A 13,546-nucleotide genomic window follows, 5' to 3' on the forward strand; every position below is an offset into this window, starting at 1 on the left:
ACAGATACCATTCCCCATCATATCACTTTTAGTCAGACACCCAGCGATCGCTCCAAGGGCTGCCGCCTATTTCTAATCCACACAAAGAACTGCGTGCTTTTAGGATTGTTCTTCTGTGACTGCCACTGATTTCTCGCAATTCCAAATTTAACTGCCCCTGTAAGGTATCGCGGCAGCAAAATATCAAACCATTTTCTGTAGGTGCACGTAAGGGTGTACCTGGTAAATCAGTAGCTCCAAGTAACTCAACTTCATATTGAGAGTTTTTTGCTTGCATTTGCCAGCTACCCCAAGGCTGAATATTCCAGCTAACTTGAGAATTCCAAGGAACGAATTCGTAAAAATTCCCTCGATAGTGCAATCCAATCATCGCTACAGATTCCATCCACCACAACACTCCGCGTCTCCCACCACCAGCCGTTAAAGCCAAATCCGGTTCATCGATAAAACTATTACAATTTGCCCAAAACCATCTTTGGGGGAAAGCGCCTCCCCAATTTTTCTCGCCGTAAGCAGGGGCATTAGTAAACTCGTAGCGTCTGCCGTTCCAGTCAATCCAACCGCTAGCTAACCCGTGCGCCATCAGGATTTGCCAACCTGGTTCAAAAATCTGCAAAAATGACAACCAACCTGCAGTTGATTGCTGTATGCTGCCTTTGTTTCCCCAGCCGTAAACTGGCTGAATTTCGTACTGCCAACGGCAATATTTGCCACTACCAGGGTCATAAATTGCTCCTTGATTGAGAGTAGCTGTAGCTTGATAGCCTTGTTGTACATAACGTTCAAAATCGGCACTGAGCAGATAACCAGGTTTAATATCTAGATCTGCTTCACCCCAATGCCCCAATGCCAGTTCTTCTTGTTTTGCCCAGAATTTGCTGACATCTGGAAAAGTACGGCACAAATATTCATCATTAGGAGCGAGAATTTGTGCCGCACCTCCACTATGGGGTTTACCCCCAATGGGGTCTTCGATAGAGTACATAAAGGCGAAGGATTGAGCCTCGCCAGGTAAAGTTACCCGGTAATACCAACCTTCAAAGAAGCGACGGCTAGTACCGTCCCAATGATAGCCACTGTGAGGAGTGCGAGTGGTGTCAAAAGGATTTGTGAGCAAACCAAGCATGAATTTTCAGTGAAGACAATCTTCTTAGTATGAGCGATCGCCTGAAAATCCTGAACATTCATGAAATCTTTTCTATCTAGAGATAGAAAAATTGTTACATCCCAAGTTGCCGTCTCGCTCCTTCAGGCAGTACCTTTATTTATCTCCTGTCGCAATGGGGAATTTTCGGCACAGATTCAAAGAATATGCTTGGCACAAGATGAAAGAAAACCCTCCTACCCTCAAAAGCGCCTTCTGGCTGTTTTTTATTTCAGCAGCAAGTACAGCACAGTCCACTTATGACTAAACTCCACTGGCTAGAAGTTACTGAATACGTTTCCCTATATGCCTCTGCAATTGGAACCTTGGTGGCAGCAGTAACTCAACAAGCTGTCTATGCAGCAGCCCCTTTGACTGTAGCGATTGGGTTAAACGTTGCTAATCGGGAACGATTGAAGAATTTAAACGAACGGCAACAGCAAACAGCGATCGCCCAATTAGATCAACTCATCGATCCTTTTAGACAGCGTTTAGATAACTTTGACACCTTTACACAAAATTTCAGTCAAACAACTCAAGAACAGATTGAAGAATTACAGCGCCACCAACAAGAACAATCTACTGACTCGGTGCGGCAGCGACTCGTACAACTTGATACTTTTAGGCAGCAGTTAAGTAGAAATATCGAACAACAAATTGAACCACTCAGACAACATCTTACCCAGCTTGATGCCTTCACCCACCAGTTGAGCAGAACTACAGAGCAACAAATTGAGCCACTCAGGCAGTATTTTGCCCAACTTGATACCTTCACCCAGCAATTAAATACAGCTACCCATCAACAATTTGAACTGCTCAGACAGCGCCTTAACCAACTGGATATTTTTACACAACAGTTGGGTAAAAGTACTCAGCAGCCAATGGAACAACTACAGAAGTTACAGCAAGTGCCTAATATTGATGCCATCAACCAGCGCTTGTCACAACTAGAATCCTTTACACAACAGTTAAATACAACTACTCAGCAGCAAATTCAGCCGCTCCAACAATGTATTGCCGAACTAAATACAAATACAGAAAAACAGATAGAAGAATTTAAATATGCGATCGCTCTACTTCAAACAGAACTGCAAAAGCTAACACAGTCTATAACTCGTGTAGAACAGCAACTTCAGCAAGAGATTTTAGAGAAAAAGAAAAAAACAGAAAATATTACACCATCGACATCACTAAAGCCTCAGGAACAACAATCCACTATTTTGCATAACCAATCGCTACCAGAGGAAAAGAAAAACTTCCAGCCTCAGCCAGAACCTGAAGCAACTAAGGTGTTTGTACCGCTGGTGACTACACCTGAATCACAGCCAACAATCATTCAGAACTTAAAACCTATATCCACTCTCCAAGGACATTTAGATCGAGTAATGTCGATTGCTTTTAGTAATGATGGGCAAACATTAGCAAGCGGGAGCCATGACAAAACTATCAAAATTTGGCATTTAGTTAATCAGGAACCTCGCACCATTAAAGTTTATGAAAAAGTAAATTCAGTTGCTTTTAGCCCGAATGGAAATATATTGGCTAGTGGAAATGATGGTACAAAAATTAAATTATGGAATGTACATACAGAGCAGGAAATATGTACATTGTCCGGACATAAAGAGAGAGTTTATTCTGTAGTTTTTAGTCCGAATGGGAAAATTTTAGCTAGTGCCAGTAAAGATAAAACTATTAAGCTTTGGTATATAGAAAAACAGCAAGAAACTTATACATTAACAGGACATACAGATGAAGTTTTATGCGTTTCTTTTAGCTCAGATGGCAAGATGCTAGCTAGTGGTAGTGGTGATAATGATAGAACTATAAAAATTTGGTATCTTACCCAAAATAAATTCCTCACCCTCAAAGGATACTCTAACTCATGGGGAAGAATTTATTCAGTTGCTTTTAGCCCGAATGGGAAAATTTTAGCTAGTGGTAGTCAAGATAAAATTATTAGGTTATGGGATGTGGAAAGCGGTCAAGAAATTCGCACTTTAATTGGACATACAGATGAAGTTTATTCAGTTGCTTTTAGCCCAGATGGGAAAATTTTAGCTAGTGGTAGTCAAGATAAAACTATTAGGTTATGGGATGTGGAAAGCGGTCAAGAAATTCGCACTTTTACAGAAAATCGAAGTGCTGTTTATTCAGTTGCTTTTAGCCCAGATGGGAAGAAGCTAGCTAGTAGTAATGGAGACAAAACAATTATGATTTTTCCTTATCAATAAATCAAAAAACCCATCCCTAATCAGAAATGGGAATGGGTTTTTTTAGACAAAGACTGTTAAATAAACATCATATGGCTAGCTTTCTATTCTTGTTCACACACTAAAATTCAAACTGTAACTATGCCGCGGCTTTCTCTTGTACTAGCACAAATGGCTGCACAATTAGAGTATTAAATCGTTTCGCGCGATCGCTATTCCATTCCGTCATCTGAGTAGTTGAGGGCTTGGCAATTAATGCTTCATCAATCCAGATTTGTACTTCCGAGACATTATCACTAGCAATAGCTACCCCCACATCCAATAAGTCTAGTTCTGGATTTACCACAATCACTGCATCTCGCAGCATATGGGGAACTAGCCACTCCCACTCTGCTTCATCCAGATTTTCTGTTAACTCTGCCCTTAAATCTTGATTAGTCATTAGCTATTATTCACTAGACATTAATTATTATACTAAACATCAATCTACATGAATCACCAAAAGACGGCGAGAGAGTCCATACCAAGCGCGTTCTGGGGATGAATCGCCGCTCGCCGTCTTGGGCATTAGTCATTGATCAATAGTCCTTCGTACAAAGGACAAAAGACAAATGACAAATGACTAAAAATTAAACCTCTGACTTCATCTCATCAATCTCAAATAAAGAAACTATCACTCCAGCAATAGGAATTGAAATAAAAACTCCCAACAATCCTGCTATTCTTGCACCTACTAGTAAAGCAAAAAATACCACTACAGGATTAAGATTAAGCGCTCCTTGCATAATGCGAGGCGCAATTAGATTATCTTGAATTTGCTGAAGAATAATACAAACCACCAATACTTTTAGAGCCAACCACACGCCTTGAGATAACACAATCAAAGTAATTGTACCAATTCCTAATGTTGCTCCTATACCGGGAATGATATCAAGTATCCCAACTATTAATGACAATATCAACGCAAAAGGCACTTTTAATAACAAGAAAACTATGAAAGTTGAACTTGATAAAAACAACATTAATAACAACTGACCTCGAAAAAATCCTAAAAATTTACGTCTGATAACAGTTGTAAATCTAGTACGTCGCTGTGGTGGTATTTGCTTAACAACCAAGTACCAAAGTTTTTCTCCATCTAGTAGCATGAAAAAAGCAACAACTGCAATTAAAATGAAAGTCACAAAATTCGTTAAAATTGACTGTAAAATAGCTATGCTGGTTACGAGCCTAGATATAGCTTGATTCCTAATTTGTTCTTCTAAAATACTTAAATCTATCTGAAGATTTCGTTCACGTAAAAATGCTTCTATTTGCTCCAATAGAGGTACTAAAGAATTTAAAAAAGCAGTAACACTATCTATTAATTGTTGTCCTTGAGATAAAACTGTTAAACCAATACTAATTACAAGACCTCCAATAATAACTATGCTAAGTAAAAAAACCACAAAAACTGCGAGACTATGGGGCAAAAAACGCCGCAGCCATTGTACAGGATAGCTAAGTAAAAAAGCTAAAATGGTAGCAAATGTAAAAATAACAATAACTGGTTCAAAATAAGCTAAAAGCTGTACAATTGCCCAGCCAGAAGCAACTAAAAGCAAAAAGCGGACTAAGGCAAGATTATTTAGCCGCGACCAAAAATTATTGGCTCCAAAGCCACTCATAGTTGATTTAGGGAAAGCTTAAAGATAAGGATAAAAGATGAAGGCTGAAGGATGAAAATTCTATACTTGAGCCTTCAGATCACCCTAAACTTACAGACTTTAAGTTGTAATAACCACTTCCCTAGTGCATATTTCCCTAGTTGTTTGATGGAAGAAGGAGCATAGAAAAATATTCCTCCTATACCCTCAAAAGACTTTGACTTACCGTCCCAGATCGTGTAGTGCATTGATTGCCACAGCACACTTTTGCGTTACAGCCTCCAATTCTTCTTTATCATTGGAAGTAGGCGCTGCTATCAACTCTCCAATTCTCACTGTTACGGGAACCGAACGAGGTATGACAGCACCTTTTTGCTCAATAGCTTCAGTTCCCCATAAACTAACTGGTAACAGTGGTGCTTTTGCTTTCGCAGCAATTAATGCTGCACCTCGTTTTGGATCTGTTATGCGTCCGTCTGGAGTACGAGTGCCTTGTAAAAAAACACCAACCGCCCACCCTTGTTCTAGATAATTTAAGGCTGCGCGGATAGCAGCGCGATCGGCTGTACCTCGACTAACTGGATAAGCACCATATAAGGCGATCGCTTGTTTTAAAACAGGAATTTTAAATAATTCTTCCTTCGCCATGTGTGCCACCGGACGGTCTACACAATTGGAAACAATCGGCGGATCGTAGTTACTAGCATGATTGCTGACTACCAGTAAAGGCCCGCTTTTAGGCACATTTTCTGCACCATAAATTTTACCCTGAAAGTAAACGTGCAGCATCGGGCTAACAACAGACCACTTAAAGGCGTGGTAAAGTAACAGACTAACGAATGGTTCGCGGCTTTTGCCCACAGAAAATAATTGAAATCAGACTGAATTTAAGGATAAGCGATCGCCACTACTTTTGACTGTTAAAGTTAGTTACTGTCGCTATAACTGCGAGAGTAACTTGTCATACTCTGTATGTGAACCGACCCAAAACCAAATGACCGTATCTCCATCTAGCTATCCAACTGCCCGATAATTTTTGCTGATTCGAGCAGAATAAATTGGTATTTCTGGATGCACCTTTTTGAAGCGTATACTTGGGTGACTTGGATCTTGCTTGAATTGGCGATATGCTTCACGTGCTTGCTCTTGAACTTGCTCAGGCAGTCCCGCAAACGCTTTACGAAATTGGGCGGTAGTGCGTGACTTCACAATGTTTCGGGATCTAACTCCTGTGTTTTACCTACACGATACTCAGCTATTGCTTCGCCTGCAAGGTTAGCAAGAACATCTTTGGACTTAGCAAAGGCAGCATCCCATCGAACTTCATCTTCGAGTTCTTCTAGAATGATGGCTGCGATCGCGTCTTGTTCAGTAGGAGGCAAAGTTTTAAGTCTTGAAATTGCTTGTTCAAGTAACTCAGTCATCGTTCTATTCTTAGAATAGGAGGATCAAGTGTCTTCAAGAATCGTAATCATCTTGAATCAGCCGCTCCCGAATTGACGGAAAGTACGGCCGAGGTATTTCCAGTTTATCTAAAGTTTTTTCGTAGTAAAGCAATTGCCCCTGAAGCATTTCGGCAAACATTAAGAACTCATAATATGCCTCTTGGTCTCTACGCTGCTTGGCATCCAGTAACCCGAAACCACAACCATTATCTCTTTTGTGGCAAGTGAAGGTAGAAAGCGATCGCATACTATAGAGCTAAGTTTACGCCCATAGCTCAATGTAGTATGCAAATCAAAAATTCATGCATACAACAACTGATTTCTAATTTCATCAGCAGTTAGTGTGCTTACCAGAATGCCAATCCGTTGCGCAACTTCGTAAGCATTTTTCTGGGGCACAACAATAATCCCAGAATGTTGTTTATCCTCCTCCATGTACTGAAGATGCAACCGCTCAAAATCGACACGGTTATGTGTCACGATACATCTGCCCACAGAAGTTGCGAATTCAAGTTGCTCACTGTCGGTTTTGCCGAGAACCCCTTGTTCAGGAACTGTTGTGACATCTAGACCGCGCGATCGCAACAGTGTGGCAACCAATGCTGACATATCCTCATCGGTGTAAAGTGCAGCAAAAACCGTCACAATCCGCCCAATACAGCTTTTACAGATGGATGTACCAATTCATCGGGTACTTTGTTTCGCTCAATGTACTCATTAATTTCTGATTGATGATCGAGATAGAAACTCAAGGCATCGAATACTTGTGCCAGGGTTAGATGAGGCAAATGGTTCAAGATTTCTTCTGGCATAATCCCCAATCGCCACAAACCGACAATGGCACGAACAGATGTACGAGTGCCTGTAATAATTGGCTCTCCGCCTAAAATCTCAGGGTTGCGAGTAACGTAGCGTGAGCAAGCTTCAGCAAACATAGAACGTATTCACTCAGTAGAACTGGCGTTGCCTCTAGTTTACCAATAGATATAGGCAGACATCTCGCGTAGAGCGCCCGCCGATTGGGTGAACAAAAATATACTATTACAATTGTGCGATCGCCCCACCCCAAAACCACAAAAAGCAAGGGTAGAAAGCGATCGCAACTCTAATTCCATAGACAGCAAAAGTTAACTATTAAACAGGTAACTCCGCGGTACTACGGATATTTTCCAAAGTTAAGCCAGAGCAAGTACGTTTAATCAAACCAGTTAGCACATTACCAGGGCCGATTTCTACTACTCGCCCAATGCCATTTTCTGGTAGGGCTAGGGAAATTTCTCGCCAGCGCACTCCCCCTGTCATTTGTTGGATCAAACGCTGTTTTAAAACATCCGCTTCTGTAGATGGAGTTGGTTCTACATTCGATAAAACTGGCACCTTAGCTGTATTAAATTCTACTGCAGCTAAAACATCATTGAACTCAGCGGAGGCTGCTGCCATTAAAGGCGAATGAAATGCACCAGAAACTTTTAAAGGTACTGCACGCTTTGCCTTCACTTGCGACATCACTGTTTCCACTGCTGCTGGTGTGCCAGAAATCACCACCTGGGCTGGACTGTTATCATTAGCGAGCGTCACATCAGGAGTTTCGGCGATCGCTTTTTCTAGTTTTTCACGGTCAAAATTCATTAAAGCTGCCATCATTCCACCAGCAGCACTTTCCATGAGTTCGGCACGGCGCTTTACCAAGTGCAGCCCCGCAGTCCAATTAAATACACCAGCAACGTAAAGAGCAATGTATTCTCCTAAACTGTGACCAGCAACCAAGTCTGGCTGTTCTTTTTTGAGTAGAATATCAGCGAGAATGCTTTCTACTACATACAAACAAGGCTGAGTGTAGAGAGTATGTGATAGTTTTTCGGCATCATTGTTACAGATTTCAATTACAGACCAGCCTAAAATTTCTTCAGCTTGGGCAATTTTTTCCTTTGCTAATGGTAATTCTAGTAAATCCGATCCCATTCCCAGTGCTTGGGAACCTTGTCCGGGAAACACCCATGCGGTTTTAGTCATTCGTCATTTAGTCATTGGTCATTGGTCATTGGTCATTGGTCATTTGTCTTTAGTAAAGGACAAATGACTATGGCAAAGGACTATCGCCCCCATTGAAAAATTGCTGCTCCCCAAGTCAGTCCAGCACCAAAACCTGATGCGGCTATGATGTCGTTGGATTTAATTTTGCCCTGCCGTACTGCTTCATCTAGGGCAAGGGGAATAGAGGCAGCCGATGTGTTGCCATAATAAGCAAGATTACTGATAACTTTATCTTCCGGAATATTTAGGCGCTGGGCAACAGCGTCGAGAATGCGTTGATTTGCTTGATGTAATAGCAACCAGTCTACTTGCTCTACACAGAGGTTGGCGCGAAATAAAGCTTTATCAATAACTTCTGGCACTTTTTGTACAGCAAATCGGTAAACTTCTTTACCGTTCATCGTAATCGGCAAAAAACCGCCTTGACCTACACAAACACCAGGGGTTAGTTCTGTAGAGTTAGCGTTGTAAGCCAAGTTTAGGCAATTGTTTTGAGTCCCATCACTTTTGAGTTCAAATCCCAGTAAGCGATCGCTCTTATTTGCTTGTAGTACTACTGCTCCAGCTGCGTCTCCGAATAAGACGCAGGTGCGCCTGTCTTGCCAATCCACCCAACGAGAGAGGATATCTGCCCCGACAAGTAGTACATTATGGTAAACCCCTGTTCTAATAAATTGGGCAGCTGTGACTAATCCAAATACAAAGCCAGAGCAGGCAGCAGTCAAATCAAATGCTACTGCTCTAGTTGCTCCCAATTTGGCTTGAATTTGACAAGCACTACCAAATAAATCGTCAGGCGTAGAAGTTGCTAGCAAAATCAAATCTATTTCTTGCGGTGTAATTCCAGCCATGGCGATCGCTTGATGGCTTGCGATCGCAGCAAGTTCTGCTAGAGAATCAGCAGCATTTGCTAAACGCCTTTGACGAATTCCTGTTCTTGTGGTTATCCACTCGTCTGATGTTTCAACCAGTTCACTCAGCCCCTGGTTATCCAGGAAAGTAACTGGTACTGCCGAGCCACTTCCTGTAATTGCTATTCCCATTTGTTGCACTCTGGCTTCTCCCCAGCGATCAGCTTTTTGTCATTAATTACCAGCCATTAGTTCTCAGTCTTTTGCCCATAGTTTATACAAATGACAAGTGACTAATTACAGATGACAAATAACTATTGACTTGTTTTGGGCAATACCTGCCCGGAGGGTTGGCTTTGATATTGAGATTGAATTCGTTGCAGTACTTGGTTGTTAACCGCTTCTTTTGCTAAACGAATCGCATTAAAAATCGAAGGCGCTTGGGAGCTACCGTGACTAATTATGCAAATGCCGTCCACCCCTAACAGCAAAGCTCCTCCGTGTTCTGCATGATCTACCCGCTGCTTGATTCGCTTGAGGTTGGGTTTTAAAACTGCCGTTCCGAGTTGACCGCGCAATCCTTGGGGCAATTCTTCCCTCATAATTTGCAGCATCACTTCTCCGACCGCTTCAGCAAATTTTAACAGCACATTGCCCACAAAGCCGTCACAAACAATCACATCAAATTGACCGGAAAGTACATCCCTTCCTTCAGCATTGCCAATAAAAGCAATTTGGGCATTTTCGCGTAGCAACTGATGGGCACGTACAGCTGCATCATTGCCTTTACAGTCTTCCTCACCGATATTTAACAAACCTACTTTTGGTTCAGAAACACCCAAAACGTATTGGCTGTAAATCGACCCCATGACGGCAAACTGCTCTAAAAATTTTGGACGGCAGTCTACATTTGCGCCGACATCAAGTATCAGAACTTGCTTGCTGGCTACTATGGTGGGAAATACTGCACCAATCGCCGGACGGTCAATTCCTGGTAGCCGTCCTAAGCGAAGCAATGCTGCTGCCATTGCTGCTCCAGAATGACCAGCAGAAATTACAGCGTCCGCCTGCCCCTGCTTCACCAAATCCATTGCCACATTGATAGAGGCTTTGGGTTTGCGTCTGATGCTGCTCAGGGCTTCTTCGTCCATGGCGATCGCACCCTCAGCAGGTACGATCTGCACTTGCCCCAAATTGATTTTTGCTGGCAGGGCTGCTTCAATTTTTTGGGGATCACCTACCAACAATACTTCTACACCGAGTTCTTCTCGTGCCCGCAGTGCGCCAGCCACGATTTCACCGGGTGCATTATCCCCTCCCATTGCGTCAATTGCGATCCGTGCGCAAGTCGATCCCATTGCTCAGAGCTTCTAGAAACCTTACAAATTTTACCAGATGCCTCTACTGAAAGTAGCAATTTGATAGCTGCTAAATTGCATTTATATTCAAATATCTATCTGGGTGACTCCCAGTTTGAGATGAAAAAGAAGTAAAGCCACGGATAATTCCGAGATTTTGCCGCTGATTTCATCCTTTGTTCTTTCAGCTATAGGTCTAACAAGCCCAACATAGCACGAATTACTCCCTTCACTGACTGATGAAACTACGTACCCGACCTATCTTTATCAGACTAAACATCAAATTTTTGCTGTTTGTTGCCAAGCAATCAGCAAAGGTGAATTGTTCTGTGAACTACCAGAGCGTGACGCGAAGCTGCCACAGTAGGCTTCCTACCCAAAGAAATGCCTCGGTAACTTTGGTCTTACATTCTGGCGATAGGCTACTCCCTCGTTCCGAAGGTCAAAATAGTTAATTGTTCCTTGAAAAGAACATACGGATGTAGAAAATGTGACAAAATTTTCATCAATCAAAGCTAAATTACTTTGGATTTTGAAAATATTTCTACTGATTTACTCTAGCCTGGCAAGCTCGAAATCATACTTATTTACTTTAGTAAAACGACTATATACTTATATTACTTATCTGTTAAATTCTCAGTGAAATGATTAATATCGAAGCTTAAAAACAAAAAACTGCCAATCTGGAATTTCACGATCACACACCAAATGTAATACTAATAAGCACTCTGTAATTACAACTTTTGTCACCGCGAAATAGTTGAGCATTACATACCCTGTCAAAACTTTGTTATTAACCTTACTTTCATATGTAAAAATCAACAGTTATGATTAATTACCCAATGCAAGGTAGCATTGAGTACCCAGAAAACATTGAAATAGAAAACGAAGTGGCGTATTCGCATACATGAGGAGCGATCAATGCTGGAATTAATTGGTTCAGGTTTGATGTCAATGTGGCTAGAGATGGCTGGGGTAAAGGTTAAGCCTTTAGATCCTCTAGATGTATTAACTTGGCAAAGTAGTCCTAGCCTGATTCTTGCTCCCGATCCAAATCCAGCTGGAGTAACTACCGTACAGGCATATTTCAAAGGGTTGATGGCATCGAAAATCTTGTCAGCGAATCTCACCGAGAGTCAAGGAATTTGGCTGCAGTCAGGCCCGATGTTAATGGCTAATCATCAAGGTACAACTCCTTTGCCTGCTGCTTCATTAACAAAGATAGCTACCTCTCTAGTTGCTTTAAAAGCTTGGGGAGCCGAACATCAATTTGAGACTGTTGTTAGTACTACCGGCTCTGTGCAAAAAGGAGTGTTGCAAGGAGATTTAGTGATTACTGGTGGTGGCGATCCTTTGTTTGTTTGGGAGGAAGCGATCGCCCTTGGTAATACCTTGAATAAAATGGGCATCAAGCAGGTCAAGGGTAATTTGATAATTAGTGGTAATTTCGCCATGAATTTCCAACGGCATCCACTGCTAGCAGGGCAAGCGCTCAAGCAAGCACTAAATCATACCACTTGGTCTCGTGCCATTAATTTGCAATATTCGCTCATGCCCAAAGGCACGCCTAAACCTGAAGTTAAAATTGCTGGTACTGTCAAACTACAAGCGCAGCCAAACCCACAGCAAACCCTGCTGGTACGTCATCGCTCCTTGCCTGTGCACCAATTAATTAAGGAAATGAACGTTTTCAGCAACAATGAAATGGCACAGATGCTAGCAGAGTCTGTGGGAGGACACACTGTGGTGCAATCAACTGCTGCTAAACTGGCAAAGGTTCCAGAGTCAGAAATTCAATTAATTAATGGTTCAGGGCTGGGAGTAGAAAATCGCATTTCTCCTAGAGCTGCTTGTGCAATGTTAATGGCAGTTCAACGAGAAGCACTGACTCATGGGCTGAATTTGGCAGACTTATTCCCCATGTCTGGCTTTGATCGCCGTGGAACGCTTCACGCCAGACAGATGCCCGCTGGCACTGTCATGAAAACTGGTACTCTCAACGATGTTAGTGCTTTAGCCGGAGTGATACCCACACGCGATCGCGGTTTGGTTTGGTTTACTATTATTAACCGTGGCCCATATGTGCTAAATTTTCGGGCTGAACAAGATAAACTGTTGCAAAATCTGATCAAACAACTGCAAGTTCCACCTGCGATTCCAAAAGCGATCGCTCCCCACTCACCCATCGAAGTTTTGCCCAAATTTGGTGCTAGTGAACGTATTGAAATTGTATATAAAAGCTGAAAGTAGAAAAGCGTTCCAGAAGCACTAAAATAGCGGCGCAATCTAGATAGTTTCGCTTTGGATGAAAGTTGGTTGACTTGAACAAATTTTAATCAGATTCCAAAAGCGATCGCTGCTGATCAATTTGATATTGCAGAAATATTTCGAGACTTTGAGAGTGGTAGCTACAAATTGGGGCAGACGAATCTCTTCACTGATACCAAATTGCCATGCGGGAGTCTGGTTTCAAAATTCTGGAATACTTTATTAATCAATTGGTTTTAATCCAAAATCACGCCACTTGCACTCAACGCGCTTAACCCGACGCCAGTTGACGCCACTTGACGCCAGTCGCTACAACGCGCTTAACCCGACGCCAGGTGACGCCAGGTGCTACAACGCGGGGAACCCGCGCAACGCACTGGCTCCTTTATGCCGGGGAACCCCTTCGGGTACTCTGCGAGAAGGGCTTCGCCCTACGGCAGTCCGCTCAACGGGGGGCTTTGGGGCCCCCACGAAGTGGGGTTGGGGGGAGACCCCCGCACGCGGCTGCACTCACCGTCCACCCTCCGGGTACCCTGCGGGAACGCCTCCGGCGTACAGCAGTCCCCCTACCCTGACGGGAAGCCGCTGTC

General features: G+C 42.7%; 15 protein-coding genes. 2 read left to right on the plus strand and 13 right to left on the minus strand.

What is annotated here, in order from left to right:
• Positions 1–28: 28 nt before the first annotated feature.
• On the minus strand, positions 29–1,126 hold the full coding sequence (locus UYC_RS0123400; protein ID WP_016874874.1) for a tocopherol cyclase family protein: 1,098 nt from the start codon (positions 1,124–1,126) through the stop codon (positions 29–31).
• 278 nt (positions 1,127–1,404) lie between these two features.
• On the opposite strand from UYC_RS0123400, the gene UYC_RS0123410 reads away from it, so the two are divergent.
• Entirely contained in the window at positions 1,405–3,375 is a 1,971-nt protein-coding gene (locus tag UYC_RS0123410) for a WD40 domain-containing protein (RefSeq protein ID WP_016874872.1), read from the plus strand.
• 118 nt (positions 3,376–3,493) lie between these two features.
• Here the strand turns inward: UYC_RS0123410 and UYC_RS0123415 are convergent, their stop codons facing one another.
• The 12 genes from UYC_RS0123415 to plsX all read right to left on the minus strand — a co-directional run bounded on the left by UYC_RS0123415 (position 3,494) and on the right by plsX (position 10,688).
• A complete protein-coding gene (locus UYC_RS0123415) occupies positions 3,494–3,796 on the minus strand; it encodes a DUF2288 domain-containing protein (RefSeq protein ID WP_016874871.1) in 303 nt (100 codons plus the stop codon).
• Between the two features lie 187 nt (positions 3,797–3,983).
• On the minus strand, positions 3,984–5,021 hold the full coding sequence (locus UYC_RS0123420; RefSeq protein ID WP_016874870.1) for an AI-2E family transporter: 1,038 nt from the start codon (positions 5,019–5,021) through the stop codon (positions 3,984–3,986).
• 201 nt (positions 5,022–5,222) lie between these two features.
• On the minus strand, positions 5,223–5,861 hold the full coding sequence (locus UYC_RS0123425; protein WP_026087474.1) for a lysophospholipid acyltransferase family protein: 639 nt from the start codon (positions 5,859–5,861) through the stop codon (positions 5,223–5,225).
• Between the two features lie 153 nt (positions 5,862–6,014).
• Positions 6,015–6,209, minus strand: a complete 195-nt coding sequence (locus UYC_RS35735; protein WP_016874868.1) for a type II toxin-antitoxin system RelE family toxin — start codon at positions 6,207–6,209, stop codon at positions 6,015–6,017.
• Entirely contained in the window at positions 6,206–6,424 is a 219-nt protein-coding gene (locus UYC_RS0123435; RefSeq protein ID WP_016874867.1) for a hypothetical protein, read from the minus strand. Before UYC_RS0123435 ends, UYC_RS35735 begins: the two co-directional genes overlap by 4 nt.
• Before the next feature lie 34 nt (positions 6,425–6,458).
• Complete coding sequence (locus tag UYC_RS0123440) at positions 6,459–6,692, minus strand: hypothetical protein (RefSeq protein ID WP_016874866.1); 234 nt, start codon at positions 6,690–6,692, stop codon at positions 6,459–6,461.
• Positions 6,693–6,745: 53 nt separating this feature from the next.
• Positions 6,746–7,090 carry a DUF5615 family PIN-like protein gene (locus tag UYC_RS0123445; RefSeq protein ID WP_016874865.1) on the minus strand — a complete coding sequence of 115 codons (345 nt, stop codon included), beginning with the start codon at positions 7,088–7,090 and terminating at the stop codon, positions 6,746–6,748.
• On the minus strand, positions 7,087–7,380 hold the full coding sequence (locus tag UYC_RS0123450) for a DUF433 domain-containing protein (RefSeq protein ID WP_016874864.1): 294 nt from the start codon (positions 7,378–7,380) through the stop codon (positions 7,087–7,089). Before UYC_RS0123450 ends, UYC_RS0123445 begins: the two co-directional genes overlap by 4 nt.
• 39 nt (positions 7,381–7,419) lie before the next feature.
• Positions 7,420–7,560 (minus strand): hypothetical protein, encoded by a 141-nt coding sequence (locus UYC_RS38055; protein WP_157171270.1) that lies wholly within the window; start codon positions 7,558–7,560, stop codon positions 7,420–7,422.
• Between the two features lie 19 nt (positions 7,561–7,579).
• Entirely contained in the window at positions 7,580–8,458 is an 879-nt protein-coding gene (fabD, locus tag UYC_RS0123455) for an ACP S-malonyltransferase (protein ID WP_016874863.1), read from the minus strand.
• Positions 8,459–8,538: 80 nt separating this feature from the next.
• Entirely contained in the window at positions 8,539–9,531 is a 993-nt protein-coding gene (locus UYC_RS0123460; RefSeq protein ID WP_016874862.1) for a beta-ketoacyl-ACP synthase III, read from the minus strand.
• 113 nt (positions 9,532–9,644) lie between these two features.
• The gene (gene plsX / locus UYC_RS0123465) at positions 9,645–10,688 is read right to left on the minus strand and encodes a phosphate acyltransferase PlsX (RefSeq protein WP_016874861.1); all 1,044 of its coding nucleotides are present in this window, start codon (positions 10,686–10,688) and stop codon (positions 9,645–9,647) included.
• A gap of 921 nt (positions 10,689–11,609) precedes the next feature.
• Between plsX and UYC_RS0123470 the strand changes: the two genes are divergently transcribed.
• Positions 11,610–12,932 carry a D-alanyl-D-alanine carboxypeptidase gene (locus UYC_RS0123470; RefSeq protein WP_016874860.1) on the plus strand — a complete coding sequence of 441 codons (1,323 nt, stop codon included), beginning with the start codon at positions 11,610–11,612 and terminating at the stop codon, positions 12,930–12,932.
• Positions 12,933–13,546 lie beyond the last annotated feature (614 nt).

The organism is Chlorogloeopsis fritschii PCC 6912 (assembly GCF_000317285.1).
Classification (GTDB): Bacteria; Cyanobacteriota; Cyanobacteriia; order Cyanobacteriales; family Nostocaceae; genus Chlorogloeopsis; species Chlorogloeopsis fritschii.